Annotated in this window: 20 protein-coding genes and 3 pseudogenes; 16 read left to right on the top strand and 7 right to left on the bottom strand. The window is 72.4% G+C overall.

Annotation, left to right across the window (positions count from 1 at the left end; all coding sequences use genetic code 11):
• Window positions 1-76: 76 nt before the first annotated feature.
• The 8 genes from AB0K17_RS12595 (at window position 77) to AB0K17_RS12560 (ending at window position 13,386) form a co-directional block, all read left to right on the top strand.
• A complete protein-coding gene (locus tag AB0K17_RS12595) occupies window positions 77-736 on the top strand; it encodes a helix-turn-helix domain-containing protein (protein ID WP_365982940.1) in 660 nt (219 codons plus the stop codon).
• A 148-nt stretch (window positions 737-884) separates the two neighbouring features.
• Window positions 885-1,646: an SDR family NAD(P)-dependent oxidoreductase gene (locus AB0K17_RS12590; protein ID WP_365982939.1), complete on the top strand. Its 762-nt coding sequence runs from the start codon at window positions 885-887 to the stop codon at window positions 1,644-1,646.
• 134 nt (window positions 1,647-1,780) lie between these two features.
• Window positions 1,781-2,734: a DUF1702 family protein gene (locus AB0K17_RS12585; RefSeq protein WP_365982938.1), complete on the top strand. Its 954-nt coding sequence runs from the start codon at window positions 1,781-1,783 to the stop codon at window positions 2,732-2,734.
• 379 nt (window positions 2,735-3,113) lie between these two features.
• Window positions 3,114-5,060 (top strand): CRTAC1 family protein, encoded by a 1,947-nt coding sequence (locus AB0K17_RS12580; protein WP_365982937.1) that lies wholly within the window; start codon window positions 3,114-3,116, stop codon window positions 5,058-5,060.
• Window positions 5,061-5,094: 34 nt separating this feature from the next.
• Complete coding sequence (locus AB0K17_RS12575) at window positions 5,095-6,075, top strand: enediyne biosynthesis protein UnbU (protein WP_365982936.1); 981 nt, start codon at window positions 5,095-5,097, stop codon at window positions 6,073-6,075.
• Entirely contained in the window at window positions 6,072-12,035 is a 5,964-nt protein-coding gene (locus AB0K17_RS12570) for a type I polyketide synthase (protein ID WP_365982935.1), read from the top strand. The genes AB0K17_RS12575 and AB0K17_RS12570 overlap by 4 nt, the downstream gene beginning before the upstream one ends.
• Window positions 12,032-12,469: an acyl-CoA thioesterase gene (locus tag AB0K17_RS12565; protein WP_365966614.1), complete on the top strand. Its 438-nt coding sequence runs from the start codon at window positions 12,032-12,034 to the stop codon at window positions 12,467-12,469. The genes AB0K17_RS12570 and AB0K17_RS12565 overlap by 4 nt, the downstream gene beginning before the upstream one ends.
• Window positions 12,470-12,483: 14 nt before the next feature.
• Window positions 12,484-13,386 carry a hypothetical protein gene (locus AB0K17_RS12560; protein ID WP_365982934.1) on the top strand — a complete coding sequence of 301 codons (903 nt, stop codon included), beginning with the start codon at window positions 12,484-12,486 and terminating at the stop codon, window positions 13,384-13,386.
• Here AB0K17_RS12560 and AB0K17_RS12555 read toward each other — a convergent pair.
• Both AB0K17_RS12555 and AB0K17_RS12550 read right to left on the bottom strand, forming a co-directional pair.
• Window positions 13,304-13,597, bottom strand: coding sequence for a DUF397 domain-containing protein (locus AB0K17_RS12555; protein WP_365966616.1), 294 nt, complete (start codon window positions 13,595-13,597; stop codon window positions 13,304-13,306). The genes AB0K17_RS12560 and AB0K17_RS12555 overlap by 83 nt on opposite strands.
• Window positions 13,590-14,459 carry a helix-turn-helix transcriptional regulator gene (locus AB0K17_RS12550; protein ID WP_365966617.1) on the bottom strand — a complete coding sequence of 290 codons (870 nt, stop codon included), beginning with the start codon at window positions 14,457-14,459 and terminating at the stop codon, window positions 13,590-13,592. Before AB0K17_RS12550 ends, AB0K17_RS12555 begins: the two co-directional genes overlap by 8 nt.
• Window positions 14,460-14,722: 263 nt before the next feature.
• Between AB0K17_RS12550 and AB0K17_RS12545 the strand changes: the two genes are divergently transcribed.
• A complete protein-coding gene (locus AB0K17_RS12545) occupies window positions 14,723-15,292 on the top strand; it encodes a DUF6415 family natural product biosynthesis protein (protein WP_365982933.1) in 570 nt (189 codons plus the stop codon).
• 839 nt (window positions 15,293-16,131) lie between these two features.
• Window positions 16,132-16,221: pseudogene (locus tag AB0K17_RS12540) on the top strand (IS5/IS1182 family transposase); the annotation flags it as partial.
• A gap of 533 nt (window positions 16,222-16,754) precedes the next feature.
• Here the strand turns inward: AB0K17_RS12540 and AB0K17_RS12535 are convergent.
• A protein-coding gene (locus tag AB0K17_RS12535; protein ID WP_365982932.1) for an IS5 family transposase occupies window positions 16,755-17,607 on the bottom strand; the annotation gives its coding sequence in 2 pieces (ribosomal slippage) (window positions 16,755-17,252 and window positions 17,254-17,607; 852 coding nt in all).
• Window positions 17,608-17,701: 94 nt separating this feature from the next.
• Window positions 17,702-18,343, bottom strand: a complete 642-nt coding sequence (locus AB0K17_RS12530; RefSeq protein ID WP_365982931.1) for a TetR/AcrR family transcriptional regulator — start codon at window positions 18,341-18,343, stop codon at window positions 17,702-17,704.
• Window positions 18,344-18,464: 121 nt separating this feature from the next.
• On the opposite strand from AB0K17_RS12530, the gene AB0K17_RS12525 reads away from it, so the two are divergent.
• Both AB0K17_RS12525 and AB0K17_RS12520 read left to right on the top strand, forming a co-directional pair.
• The gene (locus AB0K17_RS12525; RefSeq protein WP_365982930.1) at window positions 18,465-19,253 is read left to right on the top strand and encodes an alpha/beta fold hydrolase; all 789 of its coding nucleotides are present in this window, start codon (window positions 18,465-18,467) and stop codon (window positions 19,251-19,253) included.
• On the top strand, window positions 19,250-19,867 hold the full coding sequence (locus AB0K17_RS12520; protein ID WP_365982929.1) for a dihydrofolate reductase family protein: 618 nt from the start codon (window positions 19,250-19,252) through the stop codon (window positions 19,865-19,867). The genes AB0K17_RS12525 and AB0K17_RS12520 overlap by 4 nt, the downstream gene beginning before the upstream one ends.
• Here AB0K17_RS12520 and AB0K17_RS12515 read toward each other — a convergent pair.
• A pseudogene (locus AB0K17_RS12515) lies at window positions 19,833-20,295 on the bottom strand (transposase). The gene AB0K17_RS12520 and the pseudogene AB0K17_RS12515 sit on opposite strands and share 35 nt — an antisense overlap.
• A 202-nt stretch (window positions 20,296-20,497) precedes the next feature.
• Complete coding sequence (locus tag AB0K17_RS12510; RefSeq protein ID WP_365982928.1) at window positions 20,498-20,908, bottom strand: hypothetical protein; 411 nt, start codon at window positions 20,906-20,908, stop codon at window positions 20,498-20,500.
• Window positions 20,909-21,046: 138 nt separating this feature from the next.
• Here AB0K17_RS12510 and AB0K17_RS12505 point away from each other — a divergent pair, with 138 nt between their 5' ends.
• The 3 genes and pseudogenes from AB0K17_RS12505 (at window position 21,047) to AB0K17_RS12495 (ending at window position 23,196) form a co-directional block, all read left to right on the top strand.
• A complete protein-coding gene (locus AB0K17_RS12505) occupies window positions 21,047-21,457 on the top strand; it encodes a RidA family protein (protein WP_365982927.1) in 411 nt (136 codons plus the stop codon).
• 17 nt (window positions 21,458-21,474) lie between these two features.
• Window positions 21,475-21,819, top strand: a pseudogene (locus AB0K17_RS12500) (transposase); the annotation flags it as partial.
• A gap of 870 nt (window positions 21,820-22,689) precedes the next feature.
• The gene (locus tag AB0K17_RS12495; RefSeq protein WP_365966619.1) at window positions 22,690-23,196 is read left to right on the top strand and encodes a DUF6624 domain-containing protein; all 507 of its coding nucleotides are present in this window, start codon (window positions 22,690-22,692) and stop codon (window positions 23,194-23,196) included.
• 42 nt (window positions 23,197-23,238) lie between these two features.
• Here the strand turns inward: AB0K17_RS12495 and AB0K17_RS12490 are convergent, their stop codons facing one another.
• Window positions 23,239-24,153, bottom strand: a complete 915-nt coding sequence (locus AB0K17_RS12490; protein WP_365982926.1) for a LysR substrate-binding domain-containing protein — start codon at window positions 24,151-24,153, stop codon at window positions 23,239-23,241.
• A 162-nt stretch (window positions 24,154-24,315) separates the two neighbouring features.
• On the opposite strand from AB0K17_RS12490, the gene AB0K17_RS12485 reads away from it, so the two are divergent.
• Window positions 24,316-24,717 carry a hypothetical protein gene (locus tag AB0K17_RS12485; protein WP_365982925.1) on the top strand — a complete coding sequence of 134 codons (402 nt, stop codon included), beginning with the start codon at window positions 24,316-24,318 and terminating at the stop codon, window positions 24,715-24,717.
• Window positions 24,718-24,918 lie beyond the last annotated feature (201 nt).

Here is a 24,918-nt window from a genome sequence, read left to right as displayed (position 1 = left end):
CCGGCCTTCTCCCAGGTTGCTCACAGCTGTTGCTACCATCAAGTGTAGTGATACTGCCGCGAGTTGAGGGTTCGGTATGAAGGGCAAGCGCCATTACGGACAGTTCTGCGGGCTCGCCGCCGGCCTCGACGTCGTCGGCGAGCGCTGGGCGCTGCTCATCGTGCGCGAGCTGCTCATCGGCCCCGCCCGCTTCAACGAGATCCTCGGCAACCTGCCCGGGCTCGGCCCCAACCTGCTCTCCGACCGGCTCCGGGCGCTCACCGAGCGCGGGGTGATCGAGTCGGCCGCCGTCCCCGGCGACGGCCGCGGCAAGCAGTACCGGCTCACCCCGCGCGGCGAGGAACTGCGGGAGCCGCTGCTGTCCCTCGCCCGCTGGGGCATGGGCTTCCTCGGCGAGGCGGAGGCGGCCGGCGGCACGGTGCGGGCGGCGTGGGGCATCCTGGCCGTCCAGGCCATGATCCACGGCCGGCCGGTGCCGCAGGTCGCGGAGGCGTACGAGTTCCGGGTGGACGGCGAGACGTTCAACATCGAGGTGGCGGACGGCCGTGCCGTCACGCGCCGCGGTCCCGCGCAGGAGCCGGCGCTGGTCGTCACGACGGACGCGCACACGTTCGTGAGCATCGGCGCGGAGATGCACACACCGTTCGAGGCCCTGCTGTCGGGCCGCCTGCGCATCGAGGGCGAACCGGAAGCGGTCCACCGCTGCGTGGCCTTCATGGGCCTAGTGGGTACGTGAGTACCCCAGAAAGCCCGTCCGGCGATTGAGGACACCGGGTGGAGCCCGGTCCGGGGTCCGGGGCGGAGCCCCGGGAAACGGTGAAAGGGCGGGGTTGGGGCCGGCCGCCCGCAGGGCCACCCGCCACCCACCGAAAGGGGACGCCGTCATGGCAACAGGCACCGCCACCCCACTCACCGGCATCACCGCCCTCGTCACCGGCGCCTCCAGCGGCATCGGCGAGGCCACCGCCCGGGCCCTGGCCGCCGCCGGGGCGACCGTCGTGCTCGCCGCCCGCCGCGGCGACCGGCTGCGCAAACTGGCCGAGGCGATCGGCGGCGTGGTCGCCGAGGGCGACCTCGGCGACGAGGCCGGCGCGCAGGCCGCCGTCACCGCGGCCGTGCGGGCCACCGGCCGCCTCGACGTCGTCGTCAACAGCGCCGGCCTGCTCCTGCTCGGCCCCGTCGACGGCGCCCCCACCGACGAGTGGCACCGCATGGTGCGCGTGGGGCTGATGGGTACGGCATTCGTGACCCGCGCCGCCCTGCCGCACCTCCTGCGGGCCGCCGCCGACGGCCCGCGCCGCGTCGCGGACGTGGTCACCGTCTCGTCCGTCGGCGGCCGCATCGCCACGCCGAACACCGCCGTCTACAACGCGGTCAAGTTCGGCGTGAACGGGTTCAGCGAGGCGCTGCGCCAGGAGGTGGCCCGCCGGCACGTGCGGGTGTGCGTCGTCGAGCCCGGTTTCGTGGCGACCGAGCTGGCCTCGCATTCCCGGCCCGAGGTGCTGCAGGCCCTCGCGGGGGACTTCGATCCGGGCGAGCCGCTGCGGCCGGAGGACGTGGCGGAGACGATCGTGCACGTGGTGACGCGTCCGCGGCACATGGCGATCGGGGAGGTGCTGCTGCGTCCCACCGAGCAACTTCAATGACAGCGCGCCGGGTGTGTTGACCGTCACTTCGACAACTGATAGCAATACGCACTGTGTTCGAGTCCGGCCGACGACCCGCGCCGTCGAACTCCGCGGCGCCGCAGCATCCTTGAGGATGAGGACGGGGGCCGCACATGCCCGGAAAACCCGCCGACGGCGCCCCGCGTTGGGCCCGCCGCCTGCGCCTGCCCGAGGAGATGGCCGACTTCTCCGTACGCGGCTTCCACTGCGGCAGACCGGACAGCCGCAGGGTCCTGGAACGCCATGCCCGCTCCTTCCTCACCGGCTTCAACACGGCCGTCGAGAGCACGGGCACCGACCGCGTCCACGAGCGGCTGTCCGCCCTGGACGGTGGCGAACGGGGCTTCGCCTACGAGGGCGCGGGCATGGCCTGCGCGCTGCTGGACACCCTCCTGTTCGCCCGGGGCCGCCGGCTGGCCGGCCTGCTCGCCGGGCCCGGCCGGCCGTACGTGCACCTGGTGCACGTGGGCGCCGGGTGGGCCCTGGCCCGGGTGCCGCTGCCGGGGGCCCGCGGCAGACTCGGCCTCGACCCGCTGCTGCAGTGGCTGACCCTGGACGGCGAGGGCTTCTCCCGCGGTTACTTCGGCGGCCGCCGGGCCGTGGCCCGCCTCGCGGCCTCCGGCCCGCCGTCGCCGCAGGGGGCCGTACGGCACCAGGGGCTCGGGCGCAGTCTGTGGTTCGTCGAGTCGGCGGATCCGGAGCGGATCGCCGACGTGATCGAGACCTTCCCGGCCGACCGCCGCGGCCACTTGTGGAGCGGCGTGGGCCTGGCCGCCTGCTACGCGGGCGGGGCCGACGACGCCGAACTGGAGCGGCTGCGCGAGCACGCCGGCCCCCACCGTGCCGAGCTGGCCCAGGGCGCGGCCTTCGCCGCCGAGGCCCGGCGCCGCGGCGGGCACGTACCCGAGCACACGCACCGGGGGGTGCTGCGGCTGACGGGCGTCGACATGGCGACGGCCGCCGACTGGACGGTGGCGGCCGAGCGCCAACTGCACGGCGACGGCTCCCTGGACGACTTCCTCGCCTGGCGCGACATGATCAGCGGCAGCGCCCTGGCGGCCCGCTGACGAGCCGGCGAAGCCGGCGGTGCACGGGCCCCTGCCGCGGCCCACCGGCGGCCGAAGGCCGGCCATCCGGGCCGGGGCCCCGGGAACGCAACCCGCGCAACCTGCTCCAGGGGCCGGCCCTGCGGACCGCCCCTACCGGCCGGTCCCGGACCGCCTCCTGTCGGCCCGGTCCCGGACCGGCCCCGAGGACCAGCGCCACGGACCGCCCCGCGCGACCCGCTCCCCGCGCGACCCGCTCCCCGACCGTCCCCGACCAGCCACCGTCCCTGACCAGCCACCGTCCCCGACCAGCCACTGTCCCCGACCAGCCGCCGTCCCCGACCGGTCCCGCCCGTCGGGCTCCCGCAGCGAACCCCGTCGCCGTACCTCCGGAGGGAAGATGCCCCGCACCGACACTCGCGGCACCCCGCAGCGCGGGGCGTGGTGGCGGGCCCTGGCCGCGCCCGTCGTCGCCCTGGTGATCGTCTCCTGTCTGGGGTTCGTCGCCGCGCAGCCCGGTACGTCCGCCGGCGAACGCGAGCGGCTCGCCGGCCGCTTCCGGTTCTCCTCCCAGTTCCTCAACGGCGATCCGCCCGGTGGCCGCACCCAGCGGCAGGTGCAGCCCGGCCTGCGCCGGATCTCCGCGTGGATCTCCGCGGTCGGTGCCAGTGCCGCCGTCGGGGACGTGGCGGGCACCGGGCGGGACGGGGACGTGTGCCTGGTCGATCCGCGCGACGACTCGGTGACCGTGCGACCCCTGCCGGGCTCCGGCGGCCGGTACGCGCCCTTCGCCCTCGTGCCCCGCGGGCTGGACTTCGATCCGCGGACCATGGCCCCGATGGGCTGCGTCACCGGTGACTTCGCCCAGGACGGCACCACGGGCGTGCTCGTCTACTACTGGGGCCGCTCCCCGGTGCTGTTCCTGCGCCGGGCCGGCGCCGAGCCGTCCGCCGACGCCTTCCGCGCCCAGGAAGTCGTCTCCCCCATGCAGGTGTGGAACACCACCACCGTCAACCACACCGACATCGACGGCGACGGCCACCCCGACCTCGTCGTTGGCAACTACTTCCCCGACGGCGCCCGCGTCCTGGACACCAAGGCCGCCGACGACCCGCGCATGGCCATGCAGGACGGCATGTCCAACGCCCGCAACGCCGGCACCGCCCACGTCCTGCTGTGGGCCTCCGGCCGCGGCGGCCCCGAGCCCGCCGCCGTCTTCCGGGACGCGCCGGGCGCCCTGCCCGCCGGCGTACGGCACGGCTGGACCCTCGCGCTCGGCGCCCAGGACCTCGACGGGGACGGGCTGCCCGAGCTGTACCTCGCCAACGACTTCGGCCCCGACCGGCTGCTGGTCAACCGCTCCCGGCCCGGCACGGCCTCCTTCACCCTCGCCGAGGGCGAACGCACCCCGACCACTCCCAAGTCGAAGGTGCTCGGCCACGACTCGTACAAGGGCATGGGTGTGGCCTTCGCCGACCTCGACGGCACCGGCGAACCCGACATCCTCGTCAGCAACATCACGCTCCCCTACGCCCTGGAGGAGAGCAACTTCGTCTTCACCCGCAACGGCCCCCTCACCGACCTCGCCAAGGGCACGGCGCCCTACCGCGACCGCAGCGAGGACCTCGGCCTGGCCCGCTCCGGCTGGTCCTGGGACGTGAAGGCCGGCGACTTCGACAACAGCGGCCACCCGCAGATCCTGCAGGCCACCGGCTTCACCCAGGGCGGCACCAACAAGTGGCCCGAACTGCAGGAGCTGGCCATGAGCAACGACAGCCTGCTGCACTCCCCGCTGAGCTGGCCGCGCGTGCAGACCGGGGACGACCTCTCCGGCGCCGCCGGCAACCGCTTCTGGGTCCGTACGGCCGACGGCCGCTACACCGACCTCGGCGCGGCCGTCGGCCTGCGCCAGCAGGTGCCCAGCCGCTCCTTCGCCCTCACCGACGCCGACGGCGACGGCCGTCTGGACATCGTCGTGGCCAACCAGTGGGGCCGCTCCACCTACCTGCACAACACCGGCCCCGCCGGGGAGCGGCTCGCCCTGCGCCTGCGTATGCCCACCACCGTGCCCGGCGGCACCGGCAGCACGCCGGCCGTCGGCGCGAAGGCGACGGTGCGCACCGCCGACGGGCGCGTACAGACCCAGCAGCTGCAGCCGGCCAACGGGCACACCGGGGTCAACGGCACCGAGCTCCTCTTCGGCCTCGGCGCCCGCACGGGACAACCGGTCACCGCCGAGATCAGCTGGCGCGACGCGGCGGGGCAGCACCGGATCACCCGCACGCTGGCGCCCGGCGCCCACACCGTCGTCCTCTCCCCGGCCACGGCCGCTGCAATGCCCAGCTGACCGGGCCCGGACCCCCACGCGAAGAGGTGCTCCCGTGACGACCACCGTCCCCGCTTCCCCCGCCCCCACCGCGTCCGCCCCCGCGGCGTCCGCCGGGCTCACCCCGCAGCAGCGCCGCAGCAAGGCCCTGCGCCGCTTCGCGCTGTCGATCACCGTTCTCAACGTCCTGGGCCTGACCTGGCTGGGCTTCGAGCAGGCGTGGGCCACGCCCTTCGTCGCGGTGGGCACCGCGTACGCCACCGAGCTGCTGCTGGAGACCACGGACGCCGCCGTCCACCGGCGCCGCCCCCGCTACCTCGGCCCGTTCGGGCAGGTGCTGGACTTCATGCTGCCCGCCCACATCACCGGCCTGGCCTGCTCGATGCTGCTGTTCGCCAGTGACCGGCTGGCGCCCTACGCGTTCGCCGCCGCCGTCGGCATCGCCTCGAAGTACGTGGTGCGGGCCCGTGTGCGCGGCAAGAGCCAGCACGTCCTCAACCCGTCCAACACCGGCATCGTCGTGACGCTGTTGCTGTACGACTGGGTGGGCATCGCCCCGCCGTACGAGTTCACCGAGTACCCGCCCGGCCCGCTGCGCTGGATCATCCCGCTCGCCGTGCTCGGCGCCGGCACGCTGCTCAACGCCAAGCTCACCCTCAAGATGCCGCTGCTGCTGGGCTGGATGGCCGGCTTCGCCCTGCAGGCGGTGATCCGCTCCCTGCTGACCGACGCCTGGATCCTGGGGGCGCTCGGCCCGATGACCGGCGTCGCCTTCGTCCTCTACACCAACTACATGATCAGCGACCCGGGGACGACGCCCGTCGCCCCCCGCCGGCAGGTCGCCTTCGGCCTGGGTATCGCCGCCGCGTACGGGGCGCTGATGGCCCTGCACATCACCTTCGGGCTCTTCTTCGCCCTCGGCATCGTGTGCGCCGTGCGCTGGCTGGCACTGATCACACTGCCCGTCACCGCGCCCCTGCTGCAGCGCCTGCGCCGCACCACCCCTGTCGCCCGTACCGCCGGGGAGGCCCCGTGACATGCCGCGTCGCCGTCGTGGGCCTGGCCTGCCGCTACCCCGACGCCGACGATCCGCAGGCCCTGTGGCAGACCGTGCTCGCCGGCCGGCGCGCCTTCCGCCGCCTGCCGCCCGGGCGGCTGCCCCTGACCGAGTACGCCGGCGGCGGCCCCGACGGCATCACCCTGGAGCGCGCCGCCGTCCTCGAAGGCTGGACCTTCGACCGTGCCGTCTTCCGCGTCCCCGGCAGCACCCACCGCGCCGCCGACCCCGCCCACTGGCTCGCCCTCGACGTCGCCGCGGCCGCCCTGCGCGACGCCGGCGCCCCCGGCGGCGAGGGCCTGGACCCCGCCCGGGTGGGCGTCGTCCTCGGCAACTCCCTCACCGGCGAGTTCTCCCGCACCGGGCAACTGCGGCTGCGCTGGCCGTACGTCCGCCGCACCGTCGACCGCGTCCTCGCCGAGCACGGCACCGCCTCCGGCGAACGGCGCGCGATCCTCCGCGACCTCGAAGCCGCCTACAAACAGCCCTTCCCCGAACCCGGCGACGAGACCCTCGCCGGAAGCCTCGCCAACACCATCAGCGGCCGCATCTGCAACCACTTCGGCTTCCACGGCACCGGCCACACCGTCGACGCCGCCTGCGCCTCCTCCCTCGTCGCCGTCGGCACCGCCTGCACCCTCCTCGCCCAGGGCGACCTCGACATCGCCCTCGCCGGCGGCGTCGACCTCAGCCTCGACCCCTTCGAACTCGTCGGTTTCTCCCGCCTCGGCGCCCTCGCCGACGGTCCCATGCGCATCTACGACCGCCGGCCCACCGGCTTCCTGCCCGGCGAGGGCTGCGGCATCGTCGTCCTCGCCCGCGAGGAGACCGCCGAGCGCCTGGGCCTGCGGCCGTACGCCCGCATCGACGGCTGGGGCACCTCCTCCGACGGCCACGGCGGCCTCACCCGCCCCGAACGCACCGGCCAGGCCCTCGCCCTGCACCGCGCCTGGCAGCGCGCCGGCCACCCGCCCGGCACCGTCGGCCTCGTCGAGGGCCACGGCACCGGCACCGCCGTCGGCGACCGCGTCGAACTCGCCGTCCTCGACGCCGCCCTGCGCGCCGGCGACGGACGCCGCGCCCGCCCCGCCGCCCTCGGCAGCATCAAGGCCAACATCGGCCACACCAAGGCCGCGGCCGGCGTCGCCGGACTCCTCAAGGCCGTCCTCGCCGTCCACCACGGCATGCTGCCCCCCACCACCGGCTGCGAGGACCCGCACGAACTCCTCACCGGCCCCGACCCCGTCGTCGAGGCCCTCGCCACCCCCGAACCCTGGCCCACCGCCCTGCCCCGCCGCGCCTGCGTCAACTCCTCCGGATTCGGCGGCATCAACGCCCACGTCGTCCTCTCCGGCACGGACACCTCCGTCGCCCTCCCGTGGCCGCACCCCGCGGACCCGGGCTGCGAGATCGTCCCCCTCAGCGGCCACGACCCCGCCGAACTCACCGCACGCCTCACCCACCTCGCCACCCTCGCCGCCACCCTCTCCGAGGCCGAACTCACCGACACCGCCGCCGCCCTCGCCCGCCACGCCGACCCCACCGCACCCCTGCGCGTCGCCGTCGTCGCCGCCTCGCCCACCGAACTCGCCGACCGCCTGCGGACGGCCGCGCAGACGGTCGGGAAGGCCCACCTCGACGCGAGGGGCGGCGTCTTCGCCGGCACCGGACCGGCCCTGGACCTGGGCCTGCTCCTCCCCGGCCAGGGCACCCCCGGCCACCGCACGGCGAGCCCCCTCCTGGCCCGCCTGGTCGACGGCGACGACCTCCACGCGGAGGTCCCCGACCCCCAGCCCGGCCACGGAACCGCCGACACCGCCGTCGTCCAGCCCGCCGTCGTCGCCGCCTCCCTCACCGGCCTGCGCTACCTCGACCGCCTGGGCGTGCGCGCCACCGCCGCGGTCGGCCACAGCCTCGGCGAACTCACCGCCCTGTGCTGGGCCGGCGCCCTCGACCCCGCCGCCGCCGTCGCCCTCGCCCGCACCCGCGGCTCCCTCATGGCCCACTACGGCGAAAGCGGCGGCGGCATGCTCGCGGTCGGCACCGACCCGGACACGGCGGAGCTGCTCCTGCGCGGTACGGGAGCGGTGATCGCCGCCGTCAACGGCCCCCACCGCGTGACCGTAGCGGGCCCCCGCCCCGCCCTGTCCCGCTTCCGCGAGGAGGCCGACCGCCACGGCGGCATCCCCGTGGCCCCCCTGGCCGTCTCCCACGCATTCCACTCACCCGCGATGCGCCCGGCCCTCCCGGCCCTCGCGGACTGCTTCGCCCGAGCGGACCTGCGCACCCCCCTGACCGGAACGGTCATCTCCACGGTGACGGGCGCACCCCTGCCCCCCGACACGAACCTCGCAACCCACCTGACCGAACACACCCTGACCCCGGTCCGCTTCGCGGAGGCGGTACGAGAGTTGGCGACCCGGGTCGACATCCTCCTCGAAGTGGGCCCGGGCACCACCCTGACCCCCCTGACCCCCACGGGCCTGCCCACCTTGAGCCTGGACACGACGACGGGTACGCCGAGGGCTGTGGCGACGGTGACGGCAGCCCTCTTCGCGGCGTGCGGGGCAACGCCGCTGCCCTGGACGACGGACCGCTTCACCCGCCCCATCGACGTGGACCGCCCCCGCAGCTTCCTGACGAACCCGTGCGAGGCGATGCAGAACGCGAGCGCGGCGCCGGAGCCGACACCCGCAGACCCCGCCCGGGGAGCGCAGCTCCCCGCGGGGTCCGGGGCGGAGCCCCGAGAGGGGTCCGGGGCGGCGGCCCTCGCGGGGCCGGGGGCGGAGCCCCCAACGGGGCCGGGGGCGCAGCCCCGAGGGGGGTCCGAGGCGGAACCCCCAACGGGGCCGGGGGCGCAGCCCCGAGCGGGGGTCCGGGGGCGGAGCCCCCGGGAAACGGTGAAAGGGCGGGACCGGGGCCGGCCCGCCGCAGGCGCCCCCACCACCGGCCCGCACCCGCACCCGACCACCACCACAACAACCCTCCGCCGCCTCCTCTCCACCACCCTCGAACTCGCCCCCGAAACCATCCACGACGACGACCTCCTCCTCACCCACCTCCACATCAATTCCCTCCGCATCGCCCAGATCGCCGCCGAAGCCGCCCAAGCCCTCGGCCGCGCCGCCCCCACCGACACCAGCGCCCTGGCCGGCGCCACGGTGGCCGGCCTGGCCGCGTACCTGGAGGCGCTGCCCACAGCCGCGGCCGCGGACGACGACGACCGCACCCCGGCCGGGGCCGCCGGCCCGTGGGTGCGGGCCTACACCCACCACTTGCAGCCCCACCACTTGCAGCCCCACCACTTGCAGCCCCGCCCCGCCGCCGCACCCCCCGCGGCCCCGGTCACCTACGACTGGACGTACGACATCCCCGAGCCGCACCCCCTCGCCCCGGTCGTCCGCAAGGCGTTCCCCGCAGGCGGCGAAGGCCCGCGCGCCACCGTGGTCGCCTTCCCGCCGGACGTGGGCCGCGACCCCGACGCCTGGCTCGCCACCCTCCGGACGGCGGCGGCGGCCGCGACCACCATCCCCCTGCTCGTCGTCCATCACCGCGGCCCCGGCCCGGTACTCGCCCGGTCCCTGGCCGCCGAACGCCCCGGCCTGGACTGTCTGGTCGTCGACGTGCCGCCGCACTCCGACGGACTGTCCCTGGCCGCCGCGGAGGCGGCCCGCGGCATCCGCGGCTATGCAGAGGTCGTGTACGACGACGACGGCCGACGCCATGTACCGGTCACCGCACACCACCCCCTCCCCCCACCCGACGCCGCGGCCGTACCACTGGGCCCCGCCGACGTGTGCCTGGTGACCGGCGGTGCCAAGGGCATCGGTGCCGAGTCGGCGCTGGCCCTCGCCCGGGCGACCGGCGTGCGGTGCATCCTGCTGGGACGTTCCGATCCGACCACCGATGCGGAAGCAGCCGCCACCTTGCGCCGGTTCGCCGCCGAGGGGCTCACCGCGCGCTACGCGGTCGCCGACGTGACCGACCCGGACGCCGTGCGCCGCGCCGTCACCGGCGCTGTCACCGGCGTCGTCACCGGCGCCGCCGCCGGGACCGGCCCCGTCACCGCCGTCCTGCACTGCGCGGGCCGCAACGACCCCGCCCGGATCGAGGACCTCACCCCCGCCCGCCTGCGCGCCGCGCTCGCGCCCAAGTGCGACGGCCTGGAGGCCGTCCTGGCCGCCGTCGACCCGCAGCGGCTGCGCCTGCTGGTGACGTACGGTTCGGTGATCGCCCGCATCGGTCTGCCGGGGGAGGCGCACTACGCCCTGGCCAACGACCGGCTGCGCCACCGCACCGAGGAGCTGGCGGCCGCCCTGCCGCACTGCCGCTGCCTGAGCGTGGAGTGGTCGCAGTGGGAGGGCACGGGCATGGCCCACCGCCTGGGTGCCGTGGAGGCGCTGCGCCGGCAGGGCGTGGCGCCGATCCCGGTCGCGGCCGGCACCCGCGTCCTGCTGTCGCTCCTGGCCGCCGACGACCTGCCCACGACCGTGATGGTGGCGGGACGCCTGCCGCGCACGCCGACCCTGCGGTACGCGGACGAGTCCCTGCCGCTCCTGCGCTTCCTGGAGCGGCCGCTCGTCCACCAGCCCGGCGTGGAGGTCGTGGCCGAGGCCCGCGTGGGCCTGGGCAGCGACCCGTACCTGGCCGATCACGCCCTCGACGGCGTACCCCTGCTGCCGGCCGTGGTGGGCCTGGAGGCCATGGCCCAGGCGGCGGCCGCCGTCACGGGGCACGACACGGTCCTCTCCGTCACCGACATCGCCTTCGAACGGCCCGTCACCGTCCCCCTGGACGGCTCCCGTACCCTCCGCGTCGCCGCCCTGCGCCACGACGACGGCACCGTCGCCACTGTCGTGCGCAGCGACGAGACCGGTTTCGCAGCCGACCACTTCCGCGCCGTCTACCGCACGAGCGCCGAGCCCGCCCCTGCGCTGCCCTCCGGCCGTACGGACCCCACCCGCTCACCGCACTACGGCGACCTGTTCTTCCACGGCCCCCGCTTCCGCCGCCTGGTGCGCTACCGGCGCCTGAGCGGCCGCAGCTGCGTGGCCGAGGTGGCGGCGGGCGGCGCGGGGGAGTGGTTCGGCGGCTTCCACAGCCCACGGCTGCTCCTCGGCGACGCTGCTCTGCGCGACGCCTACGTCCACGTGCTGCAGGGCTGCGTGCCGCACCGGCGCGTGCTGCCGGTGGCCGTGGACGCCGTACGGTTCCACGGCGCGGCACCCGCGGAGGGCACCCTCCTGGTGCACGCCCACGAGACGGCGCACGACGCCGACGGCTACCGCTACGACGTACGCGTCGAGGACGCCACCGGCACCGTCCTGGAGACCTGGCACGGCCTGCGGCTGAAGGACGTGGGCCCCCTGCCCCTGCCCGCCGGCACGCCCTGGCCCGCCGAACTCCTCGGCCCGTACCTCACCCGCAGCCTCGACCACCTGCTGCCCGACGCCCACGCCGACCTCGCCGCCGGCGCCGCCGCCGACGTCCCGCCCGGCGCCGCGGACGGCTTCCGCAGCGCCGCCCACCTCGGCGACCGCGCCCTCGTCGCCCTCGCCGGCCGGCCCGTGGCCGTGGACTGGGCCCCCGTGCCCGGCGCACCCCCCGAACGCTGGCGCGCCCTGCTCGGCCCCCGCGCGGCCGCCGTCGCCGACGAGGCGGACCGGGCGACGGGCGGCGAACCCGGTCACGGGTACGCCCGCCTGCTGACCTGCCGCCAGACCCTCCTCGCCCTCGGCGCCCGCCCGGACGCCCCGCTGCGCGTGGAGCGCGTCACCACCGACGGCTGGGTCCTGCTGCGCGCCGGCGACCTGACGGTCGCCACCGTCGTCGTCCGCGTCACCGGCCTGCCCTCCCCGGTCGCGGTGGCGATCGGTGCCGCACCACCCGTCCGCGTACCGCGGTCCGTCCGCGTACGGGTCGCCGGGGGCCGCGCATGACGCCCGCCCAGCGCACCTACGTCCACCGCCACCGCGTGCCGTTCGAGGAGACCAACCTCGCCGGCAACGTCTACTTCGCCCACTACGTGCGCTGGCAGGGCCACTGCCGCGAAGCCTTCCTGGCCGACCACGCCCCCGGCACGGTCGCCGCCTTCGCCCACGGCCTCACCCTCGTGACGGTCTCCTGCGACATGGAGTACCTGCGCGAGTGCCGCGCCCTCGACGAGATCGACCTCCACATGTCCCTGCGCCACCTCGCCGGCAACCGCATCGAGATGGCCTTCGACTACGTACGCGCCGGCAACCCCCCGGACCTCGTGGCCCGCGGCCACCAGACCGTCGCCTGCATGCGCCGCACCGGCGACGACGGCCTCATGGAGCCCGAACCCGTACCGGAGGAACTCCTCACCGCCCTCAAGCCCTTCAGCCGCTGACCGAGGGGAACACCATGGCCCGAACCCTCCCCGTCATCACCGACCGCCGCCCCACGGCCTGCGCCGTCACGGGTCTCACGGCGGGCATCCTGCTCGCCGTCCTCTGGTCGGTCGGACTCGTCGACGGCCTGGGCGTGGACACGGCCGACGGCCTCCTGGGCCGCGACTCCCTCAAGGACGACATCCCCGGCACCGGCGCCGGCGCCCTCTTCGCCTTCGTCGTGGGCCTCGCGGGCACGTTCACGGCCTGCAACGTGGCCGCGTTCGGTGCCATCGCCCCCATGGCCGGCACGGCCGACACCCGCAGCGGCCGCCTGGCGGCCGCACTCCGCCCCCTGGGCCGGGTCACGGCCGCGGCGGTGGCCGTGGCAGCGCTCTACGGCGGCATCTGCGCCGCCATCGGCCCGAACATCCCGCAACTCTCGCAGTCCACCGGCAGCGGCGGCATACCCCCGCGCGCCCTCCAGGCCCTGATCACCTTCACCGTCATCGGCCTCGTGATGGCCTGGCTCGGCCTCTCCGCCCTCGGCCTGACCCCCGACCCCCTCACCCACCGCACCCGGCTCCTCCTGATCGGCGCCCTCATCGGCGGCTTCGTCATCGGCCGCCCCTACCCCCTCTTCCGCAAGGCCTTCGCCTACGCCGCCGACACGCACAACGCCCTCTACGGCGCCCTGCTGTTCGCCCTGATCGCCCTCGGCAACGTCGTGGTCGTGGCCCTGCTCTTCCTCCTCCTCGCCCTGACCGGCCACGGCCGCATCCCCCGCTGGCTCCACGCCGCACCGGGCCGCGCGGCGACGTTCTCGGGCACGGCCCTCCTGCTGTTCGGCACGTTCACGGTCGTCTACTGGGGCATCCGCCTCCCGGCCCGCTACGACTACTGGTGGTTCCCGACGATGCCGTGGAACGCGGCCTGAGCGAACCGACGAAGGCGGCGAAAGCCGCCCAGGCGGCGCGGGGGACGGTGACGGCGGGGCCGTCGGGGTGCTTGGAGTCGCGTATGCCGACGCGTTCCGGCAGGACGGCTATGGAGATGCAGCTGCCGCCGCCGGTGTCGATGCTGTGGGAGGACTTGAACCAGCGTTCCTCCTCCGCGGTATCGCGGGACGTCACACGTATTTCAGCCATGTTCGAGCTCTTTCGCTAGGTGACGGAGAAATTCTGCTGTCTTGGCAGGCGCCAGCGCGCTTTCACGCATCGCGTCGAAGCGCCTCGCGTACTTCCAGACGTCGCGGCGCTTGTCGGAAACCGTCAATACAGCCGGTCCGTCGTTCATCACCACCGGATCGAATCCCTCCTCGAAGTCCAGGAGGACGAAGTTGTCGAAGGCGCGGTAAGCCGGAAGGCTCAGCGGAAGGATCTGCACCGTGACGTGGTCGAGAGCAGCCAGTCGCTCGATTTCCTCGTACTGCTCACGCATGACCTCGGGACCGCCGATGACACGGCGAAGTGCCGCTTCGTCGAGGATCACGCGAAGCTCGACGGGGTCGTCCTGGTGAAGGATCTCCTTTCGCTCCATCCGGACTGCAATGTTCGTCTCCACGAACTCAGTGGTTCTTTCATCGACCGGCTTGGCCGTGGTGAACATGGCACGCGCATAACTTTCGGACTGCAGGAGGCCGAAGACCACCTGGGAGTGCCAGGCCCGCAGGGAGATGGCGTCCCTCTCCAGTCCCACGTAGAGCGACTGCCCGGAGGGCAGGAAGTTCTTATGGGGCCGGTACCAGTCGTTGCTGAGCGAGTCGCGGTGCAGCATGAGGAGATTTTCACGGTCGGCCCGGTCGCTCACGCCGTAGAAATCGAGTAGTTCTTCGAGGTCGCGGACGCGAGGCAGTTGATTGTGGCCGGACTCGACTCGGTTGAGCTTCGATTCCGAGCTTTCAATGGCTTCTGCTGCTTCCTTGGTGGTGTAGCCCTTCCTCTCGCGCAGACGGCGGAGTTCCTTGCCCAGTTCCCTGCGACGGAACGTCGGGCCGCGTCGTGCTGCCACTCTTGCGCCCTTCCGATGCTGTACCCCTCGGCGCGCCCCTGTACCACTGCGGCGTCGCCCTGTTACCCCTCAGCCCGGCCCTGTTGCCCGTGCCCGCGGCTCAGTTGCCAGTCTTCCAGCTCCAGTTGGGGCTCACGAAAGCCTTGCCAGGCTTTGGCATATGCCAGTTTCGCTCTATTTCGGGAGCTAGCTTGCGAGCTCATGCGCGGCTGCGCGAGCGTTCTGACCTGCCCACCTTCTCTTCTCGATGCAGGAGCTTCCGCATGCCTCCCTTCCCTTTCACCGGCCACTCCGGCGGTGCCGCAATCCGCACTGACGCCGCGAATATCCGAACCATCAACGAACTGATTAGCGAAACCACCACCAATGAACGCTGGCTGCCCGCACCCGCCAGGGTCCGCACTCTCACCGCCCGCCTGCGCGTGTTCGTCGACAGGACGGCCGCCGAAGTCGAAGCGGCGGCCGTGCGGCTCCCCGCAGGGGATGCCGTGCGGGCCGAGGCACTGCTCGCCGTACGGGAGGCGCGGCACCGACTCGGACTGGGCGCCGGGGCCGGCTACGCATCGGCGATCACGTTCGCCCGCAGCCTCGGCCGCGTGGCAGAGGAACTCCTCCGCCACCAGCGCGCCATGGCGCAGGTTCCCGCGGTCACGGTGCCCGGTACGGCCGGGCAGGGCGTCATCGTGCTGGGACCGACCGAGACCTGCGCCCACTGCCTCACCCTGGTCGCCCGCCGCCGGGCCCAGGAACTCCACCGCGACTGGTCCGCGGCCCGCCGTACGAACGCGCAGCTCGCCGCACACCGCAATACGGCTCACGCCGCACTGTGCTGAACCACGAACGACCCGCAGCCGGACGCCCGGCCACGTACATACGTGACACGAGCGGAGCGTCTCCACCGGCGTCAGCCACATCGCGGCAGCAGCCAGCTCCCCCTCAGCCACAACAAAGGGCGCGATCTCCTCACGCGCCCCGGCCCCGCGACGGCAGGAGTACGGCGGCCAGCTCCAAACCCACCCGCAGCCCGGCGACCAAGGCGCGCCCCCACCCCTCCCCTCGTAGCCAGCAAAAGTTCTGACCTGAAGCCAGGACGAAACCCGCAGTGGCGTGTCGCCCCCGCTGGGCACGTACGTACCGGGCTCGCTCGGTGCGGGTACGAGCTGCGATGCGAGCGCAGGTGCGTCGACCACCGCCCGTGCGTCCTGGCTCGGGTCAGAACGTTGGCTGGCTACGAGGGAGGGGTGGGGGGCGCGGGCCGGTTCCCGGTCTGTGGGCCGGTGGGGGGTTGGTCGCCGTTCTCCTGCCGTCACCACTGCAGCAGCGTACGGAGACCGCACTGTCCGGCCGTGGCTGAGGGGGAGCTGGCTGCTGCCGCGATGTGGCGTGCGCCGGTGGAGACGCTCCGCTCGTGTCACGTTCGTCGTGGTGGGGCGTCCGGCTGCCCCGCGTTGCTGCTTGCTGCCGGAGTGCCCCCGAAAGCATCGATGCCGCATTCGGCGTGAGGGGGGAAAGTGATGGCAGGGCGTGCCGCCATGCGGGGGTGGGGCAGGGGAGGCTCGGGAGGCAGGCCCGATCCGCGGGCACTCCGGGGTGACCTCGCGATGCCGCGTGGCTGCGACTGGCGTGCGTCGCCCAGAACAGGGTGACGCCGGCTACCCCTGTCGCTGGGCATCTCCGGCGCCAACGCCCACGCCAACGCATCGCGCGCAAAGGCATCGAGTCCTCGCAGCGGCTTGGCCACCACCGGTGGGTCGTCGAGAGGGGAGGTCCTGGCTGGCCGACTGCCGTCGCTTGCACCGGCGCTAGGGCCTGTCCGGTGGGTTGGGGTGACGGGGTTGGACACGTGGTAGGTGATCCGCGTGGGGGCGCGGTGGTGCGGGACGGCGCGTGGCAGCAGAGCGGGGTTGGCTCCGGTTTCTCAGAGGCAGAACTGTTCTGTTTGTTGCAGGCTTGCCCTATTCCTTCAAGGAGTGCGTATGAAGTTCGGGTTCCAGAGCGTGGCCAAGCTGGCGGCCGGTGCTGTGCTCTGCCTGGGGGTATGACCCTGGCGGCACCGGCTCAGGCTGCTCCCCACGTCGCCTCGCAACCGTCTTCCTCGTGCGCCCAGCGGCCGCTGACGGCGTCCGGCACCACCCCCGCATCGGTCAGCCGACCGTCGGACATCCTCTGCTCCCTCCCCGAAGGAGACGAAGTCTGCAACGTCGGGTGCCAAGTCGATGGGCACGCCGGCGGGTCATGTGCCGTGGGCAACTGCCGTTGCTTTTGACAGAGGTGCCCAACAGCCTGTCCAGGGGCTCATGAGCGGAGCCACAGCCGGATCGCGGCGAGGGTGACCGTTCCGTGAAAAACGAATGCTCTCTTGTCGTACCGGGTGACTACGGCCCGGGAGCCCTTGAGCGCATTGATGGTCCGCTCGACTTCGTTCCTGCGGGAGTACCGTGCCCGTTCGAAACCGGCGGGGCGACCGCCTCGGCTTCCGCGCCGCAGGCGGTTGGCCCGCTGGTCCCTGCGCTCGGGGATCGTGTGCCGGATCTGCCGTCGCTGCAGGTAACGACGGTTGCGGCGGGAACTGTACGCTTTATCGCCGCAGACATGATCCGGGCGCGTCCTCGGACGCCCGCCGGCCAGGCGCGGGACACGGATACGATCGAGCACGGGGATCATCTGCGGGGCGTCACCCCACTGCCCGGGAGTGAGCAGGACGGCGAGTGGACGACAGCCGCCGTCGCTCGCCAGGTGAATCTCGGTCGTGAGCCCGCCGCGTGAGCGGCCCATCGCCTCGCCGGCCCGGTATCCGCGCCGGGCGGCGTCGCGCCCCGGCGGCATGCTGATGAGCGCGGCATGAGGTGGAATCGACGCTGACCGTGGACCAGTCGATCCGGCCCTCCGCATCGGCATCGGCCTGGACGGCCCGCAGGATCCTCTCCCACGTGCCGTCAGCTGACCACCTACGGTGCCGGTCACGGCAGGTCTTCCACTTCCCAAAACGCGTCGGCAGGTCCCGCCACGGGACGCCGGTCCGCTGCCGGAACGAGATCCCGTTGATCACCTTGCGATGGCACACCCACCGCCCGCCCCGCCCTGCGTTCCTCGGTAAGTGCGGCTCCAGCCGGGCCCACTCCCGATCCGACAGATCGCCTCGCCCCACGCTGGGCGGAACGACACCAGCGCGACCCGGTCACGCGATCCGTCGGACACGCCTTACTGATCGTTTCGGCATGCCGCTATCGACGCGCCTTCCGTCAGGTGGAAGGAGTGGCCGGACAGTAGGCGGCGAGGAACACCCGTACCGCTTCGTCGGCGTAGTGGTCGAGTTCGGCTCGGGTGAACTGTTCGCCCGAGCCGCAGAACATGACCTTGTTGACCGGGATCGAGGTAATCAGCCACGTGAGGTGGTTGGCCGCGAGGACCGGGTCGTCCAGGGTCAGTAGCTTGCGCTCGGCAAGGCGGCCAAAGCTCTCGGCGAGGAGGGCGTGGACGCGTTCGGGGCCACGCTCGTAGTACGTACGGCCGAGTTCGGGGAAGCGGTCGGCCTCGGCGATGACCAGCCGGCGCAGTTGGAGCAGGCGAGGCTGGGTGAGGATGGTGACGAACTGCCGGGCGAGCACGGCGAGGTCCTTCTCCAGGTCCTCGGTCGCGGCCAGTGAGCCGGTGACGTCGCTGAACAACTCGTCGATGCGGTCGAGGCCGCCGTGGATGATCTCGGTGAACAGCCGCTGCTTGTCGGCGAAGTTCTTGTAGACCGTCTGCTTGGACACCGAGGCCAGGGCTGCGACCTCGTCCATGCTCGTGCCCAGGTACCCCTTGTTCAGGAACACCGTGGCGGCCGCCTCCAGGATCGCCTGGCGCTTGCGGGCCGAGCGCCCTTCCGTCTGCGTCTCCATGACCCTCCCTTTCTCCTCTCGAGGAACAGTACTAGACGGACCAGTACCTGTGTGAGTACTGTACCGTCCAGTTCTCATTCGGGCGTTTGAACGCCCCACTGACATGAGCGGAGACAGATCCATGGACAAGGCTTTCTCGCGCGACGGCACGGCCATCGCCTACGAGCGAACCGGCCGGGGACCGGCCCTGGTGCTCGTCGGCGGCGCCTTCCAGCGGCGTGGCGACTTCGGGGAGCTTCCCGCGCTGCTCGGTGAGCACTTCGACGTCATCACCTACGACCGCCGCGGCCGGGGCGACAGCGGTGACACCGCCCCGTACGGCGTCCAGCGCGAGGTCGAGGACCTGGACGCCCTGATCGCCCTCGCGGGCGGAACTGCGTTCGTCCACGGCATGTCGTCTGGTGCCGTCCTCGCCCTGCGGGCGGCGGCCCGGGGCAGCTCGATCTCCCGGCTCTCGGTGTACGAACCGCCGTTCGTGGTCGACGACCGCCGCCCGCCGATCCCCGACGACTACCTCGAACACCTCACCGGCCTCGTGGCGGACGACGCCCGCAGCGAAGCGGTTGCCTACTTCTTGACCCGCGCGGTCGGAGTCCCGGCCAACGTGGTCGACGGGATGCGTCATGCACCGTTCTGGGCCGACATGGAAGCAGTCGCCCACACGCTGCCGTACGACGGCGCCGTCATGGGCGACACCATGTCCGGACGTCCGTTGCCGACCGGGCGATGGGACGCCCTGGCCGGCCGGTTGCTCGTGCTCGACGGGGGCGCGAGCGAGAGCTGGATCCGGGCCGGCGCCCACGCCCTGCCCGGACTGCACCGCACGCTCGACGGCCAGGACCACGACGTCGACCCGAACGTCCTCGCGCCCGCCCTTATCGAGTTCTTCACCACCGAGGAGACGGCATGAGCAAGGTCTTCGCCAGCCTGGGCATGTCCCTGGACGGCTTCATCTCCGGCCCCAACGCCGCCCCCGACAACCCGCTCGGCGACGGCGGGCTCCGCATCCACGAATGGGTCGAGAACGTGGAGAGCTGGCGCGAACGCCAGAGCATCGGGGGCGGCGAGAGCAACGCGGACGACGCGATCGTGCGGGAGAACTTCGCCCGCGCCGGGGTTTACATCATGGGACGCCGCATGTTCGACGAAGGTGAGCAGGGCTGGCCCGACCCGCCGCCGTTCCGCGCCCCCGTCTTCGTCCTGACCAACTCCCCCCGGGCCCCGTGGGTCCGCCAGGGCGGCACCACCTTCACATTCGTCACCGACGGCATCGACTCCGCCCTGGCCCAGGCCCGCAAGGCCGCGGCCGGTAAGGACGTCCAGATCTCCGGCGGGGCCCACACCGTGCGCCAGTTCCTCGACGCGGGGCTGATCGACGAACTCCAGATCCATCTGGCACCCATCGTGCTGGGCAAGGGAGTCCGCCTCTTCGACGACGTCTCACCCGCCCTCACCGTCGAACCCGCGCGCGTGATCCACTCCTCAGCCGTCACCCACCTGACGTACCGGATCCTGCGCGGCTGATGGCGTAGAGGCGCCTCAAGCAGATGATGCTGCAGGCGAGTTCAAGAAGACTCTGATGCAGGTCGGCTCGTACTTCGTAGCGGTTGCGCAGGCGCTTGAAATGGTGGAGCCAGGCGAAAGTGCGCTCTACCACCCACCGAGTCCTGCCCAGCCCGGAGCCGTGCGGCACGCCACGCAGGCGGGGCCGGACGCCAGCCTCGGTCCAATCCCGCAGCCAGCGCCGGGGCCGTGACGCCGGAACAGCCCACCACCTGGCGTGGCACATCGCGCCAGGCCGCTCCGGTGCGAAGGACGTAGACGATGGCCGCCAACGCCGTGCGGTCGGGAATGCGGCGTCGGCCCGTGTACCGATGACGTCGCTCCGGAGGCGGTGGCAGCAGGTGAGCCACGCGCGTCCACAGGCCATCGAGAACAAGATCGCTGTTCACACGCGGAAGCGTGCCAGAAGACCGCGCTTGAGGTGCGCAGTTCTTGCAAACCCTTCACCATCTCGCTTGGCTGCCTCTCCTGGGAGAGGCAGCAGCCTGATTCTGAAACGAACCGTTAGGAGCACAAGGCCGAGCACTTCCTCGCCTTCGTCGGCATAGCCGCAGTTCTCATCGCCTACCGCCGCCTTGCGCGGTGAAGCCATCACAGGGCCCGCTCGACCCCACCGGTGTCGCGTCGCACCAGGCCAGTGACCCGGCTCAGCCAGCTCCTGCGCGGCCTGTTATCTCTCTCGACCAGAAATCGCGCTGTCTGTAGTGGGTCACGCGGGGGCTGACCTGCCTGGTGGCGGCACCAGTAGCGGGCTACTCTCCTCTCCAGATCACCCAGGTCCACGCCGCCAGTCCTGACCAGAACGACCGATCCTTCTGGGCCTTCGGGGGCAATCAGCGCCAACACGCCACCGTCCGGTGAGTACGCCGCTGTGTACTCACCTTCATCTACGTCAATCGCCTCGATCCAGTTCGTAGCGTGGACGAAGGACTCGAAGATGAAGAGGTCCTCGTCGCGATCGAAGATGAGTACGGTGTCGGGAGAGCACTCCATTGCGGTCACTGTGGCAGTCCCCTTCGATGTCTTGCGACCAAAATAAACGACGTGTGAGCTTGCTCTTTAACCTCACGTCGCCGCGGAGTGCTGGCCGGTGGGGAAAATGCGGTGCGTGTGGGCACCACCCTGGTCAGACTCGCTGACATGACTGAGAAGATCACCCGCATCAACCCTGAGCAGCTGCATGAGACACCCGGCTACCACCACATCACCGTGGTCGAGGCAGGCCGTACCGCCTATCTGGCGGGGCAGTGCCCGCTTGATCGCAATGGTGACCTCGTCGGTGCCGGTTCCTTCGAGACGCAGGTCGACCAGGTTGTCGCGAACGCGCTCACTGCCCTGGCAGCGGTGGGTGCCCAGCCTGAACACGTGGTGCGGTCAGTGATCTACGTGCGAAGCAATGAGAGGGACATTCTCGGAGCCGCATGGCGTCGGCTCACCGAATCTGCCCTGGGCCCGGCGTTCACCACCGCCAGCACGCTCTTGGGCGTCGCCCAGCTGGGCTTTCTGGGACAGCTTGTCGAGGTGGACCTCACCGTGGCGCTGCCTGGCTGACGCGGGACGCTGGGGCGCTCCTCGACGGCCTCCCGGTCGAGGTGCTGGGGCGGATGCGCTCCGACCGCGCCAAGCCGGAGACCTGGGGCGAGCCGGACGCGGCAACCGTGCAGGTCACCGACCGGTACGGCACCGCCCGCGCGATGGCCCTGGACCGCATCCACCCCCGCCTGGCCACCCGCTCCGCCTGGATCGACCATACCGGCGAACTCCCCATCGTCGGGGGCACACTGACCCGCGTCCAAGCCGACCGACTTCCCGGCGGAGGCGACCTGCTCCCGCCCCGGCTCTGGTCGTTCGCCACCGCCCTGAACAGCGAGGACGCCGACGTACGCCAGCAGGCATTCCTGAGCAGGCGGGACTCCCCACGAACGGCCCGCAGTCGGACGCTCGGCCACGTACATGCGTGACACGAGCGGAGCGTCTCCACCGGCGTCAGCCACATCGCGGCAGCAGCCAGCTCCCCCTCAGCCACAACCAAACGGTGCGATCTCCTCACGCACCCGCATCCGCGACGGCAGGAGAACGGCGGCCAGCCTCAAACCCACCCGCAGCCCGGAAACCGAGCCGCGCCCCCCACCCTTCCCCTCGTAGCCAGCCAAAGTTCTGACGTCGACCGCCCCGCCGCAGTGGTGGAGTGACGGCCCGCGGCACGATCCCTGCGTGTGCTGGGCCACGAGGCGCGGGTACGAGCTGCGATGCGAGCGCAGGTGCGTCGACCACCGCCCGTGCGTCCTGGCTCGGGTCAGAACGTTGGCTGGCTACGAGGGAGGGGTGGGGGGCGCGGGCCGGTTCCCGGTCTGCGGGCCGGTGGGGGGTTGGTCGCCGTTCTCCTGCCGTCACCACTGCAGCAGCGTACGGAGACCGCACTGTCCGGCCGTGGCTGAGGGGGAGCTGGCTGCTGCCGCGATGTGGCGTGCGCCGGTGGAGACGCTCCGCTCGTGTCACGTTCGTCGTGGTGGGGCGTCCGGCTGCCCCGCGTTGCTGCTTGCTGCCGGAGTGCCCCCGAAAGCATCGCTGCCGCGGCCGGTGGGAGGAGGGGGAATGGGCTCAGCTGTGCTGAAGCGCAGTGGCTCGGGGGCCGGGCGCTTCCGGCTCTGGCTTCGGGGGTAGATCCATTGTCCCTGTGTGGCGAGGTGCCTGTCACCGTTCTCCGGAATGATCTTTACGTCCCTTTTGCGCCTCTAGGCTTGCGGGCGGACACAAACACGGATCTGACCAGGGAGTTGAAAGTGGCGCACGACGTTGCCGCGCTGGCAGTGGAACTCACGGACATGGCTGCGGCCGATCACCAGTCCGCTGTCCGCGCGAACAGCGACGACCCCGCAGAGCAGTTGGCCTGGCGTCGACTGACCGCACGGCACGGTGACCGGCTCGGCGAGATCATGGATGAGTACGGCTGGCCGACAGCGGAACTCGTCGGCGAGGAGGCCGCACGCGCGGCATGGCTGATCGCCCAGCATGCCGACCGACAGCTCGACGTTCAGCGCCGGGCCCTGCAGTTGATGCAGCAAGCAGTGTCAGCAGGCTCGGCCGGCGCCCGCGAGCTGGCCTTCCTGCGCGACCGCACGCTGGTCAACGAGGGCCGTAAACAGGTCTACGGCACTCAGATCGCCGGTGTGAAGAACGGGGCACCGGTTCCGTGGCCCTGTGAAGAGCCCGAGCGCGTGGACGAACTCCGTGCGGAAGTCGGCATCGAGCCCTTCGACGAGTACGTCGCCAAGTTCTCCATGGCCTGACGCCCTTCCCCACGCGCCGCGGGGGATGATCCGCCGGGCAGCCTAGGGCGCGTCCCGGGGCCGGGGCGGGCCGGTGAGGTGGGTCAGGGCTGCCGTGCGGAAGGCCGCGACCAGGCTCCTGCGGTCGCCGGCGCGGGTGGCGAGCACGACTTGGCCGGGCTCGACGCCCCGCACGGCGATCGTGACGAGGTCCGGGCGGCGGTTGGTCGTCATGGCACCCGCCGGTACGAGGGCCACGGCCTGGCCGCTCGCGATGACTTCGTGTTTGTCCTCGATCGATTCCACCACAGGGCCCTCCGGTGCGCGGCGACCGTCCGGGCGCGGGTCGACGCGCCAGAAGGCGTTCCACACCGGGTCGGGCAGGCAGACCATGGGTTCCTCGGCGATGTCGTCCAGGACGACGGACTCCTTGCCGGCCAGCCGGTGGTCGACGGACACCATGAGCAGCCGCGGCTCGTCGTACAGGACCGTCACCTGCAGGCCGTCGGTCGCGAACGGCATCCTGGCCACGACGACGTCGACCTGGTGCTTCAGCAGTGCCGCGCGCGGCTGGTTCCACGCGAGGTGGTGCGTGTGCACCTGGGCCTCCGGGTGCTGGCGGCGCAGGTCGCGTACGGCGGGGGTGATGATGAGGCCGGTGGTGTAGCCGATGGCGACGCGGGTGGGCTCGGCCGTCTGCCGGGTCTGTGCCACGGCCTGGGCCGCGGAGCGCAGGAGCGTCCTCGCGTGCCGCAGGAAGGTTTCGCCGGCCTCGGTGGGGTGGGTGCCTTGAGGGGTGCGGTCCAGCAGGCGGGCTCCCAGCTGTTCTTCCAGGCGGCGGATCTGCCGGCTCAGGGACGGCTGTGCGAGGTGCAGGACGGCCGCGGCGCGTCCGAAGTGCCGTTGTTCGGCCACGACGGTGAAGTAGCGCACCAGGCGTAAATCCAGATCCACGGAGGAGTCGGACGTCTCAGGCATGTTCCGACTGTATTCCGAGCCGGGGCACGGGTCGGGTGAACGCCTCTGGTCTGTGGTGATGCTCATGGAGCATCGCGTGTTCCGGAACAGGTCTTGGACCGCGGGGGCGGGGTGGGGCGAAGGTGGGGACACCGGCTGGAATCCCGAGCAAGTGAGGTACTCATGAAACTCATCGTCCGAACCGGGCTCGCCGCCGTCCTGGCCGCGGGCACCATCGCCGCGGCCGTCGCACCGGCCTCCGCTGCCGTGACCGGGGGCACCGGCACCGTGGCCGGCGTGCACGCGGCGGTGGCGAACCCCAAGACGATCAAGGCCGCCGCGTACAACCAGGCGCGGAGCATCCTGGCGAGCGCCGGAAGCCGGACGGCCGCCAAGTCGCACCCCATCCATGGCAAGGACGACGTGCCCGTCGGCTACGGCACCAGCCTGCTGGCCGCGTCCCGGGACGAGTTCCGCAACACCGACCGCCATCTTCCCGCGAAGCAGAAGAAGTCGGGCATGTCGGTACCGCACTACAACGCCGTCCACTCCGCGGCGACAACCATGGGCATCACCCGGTGGTGACCCGCCGCTGACCCCTCGCCCGCAGGCCCTGCTCCCGGAGACGGGAGCAGGGCCTGTCCGGATCCGTGCGTGCGGACAGGCCCTGGGGACTGTCCGAGGGGTCCGGGGACCGCCTCATGCCCAGGCCGTTCGGATCGGCGTGGGACGGGGTGATCTCTTGAGGAACGGGCTCGGGACGACGGCCCGGACGGCTGCGACCGC

Origin of the sequence: Streptomyces sp. NPDC049585, from assembly GCF_040675615.1 — a bacterium.
Classification (GTDB): Bacteria; Actinomycetota; Actinomycetes; order Streptomycetales; family Streptomycetaceae; genus Streptomyces; species Streptomyces luteosporeus.
Note: the sequence above shows the minus strand (reverse complement) of the source record. Positions and strands in the feature narration are given on the sequence as shown.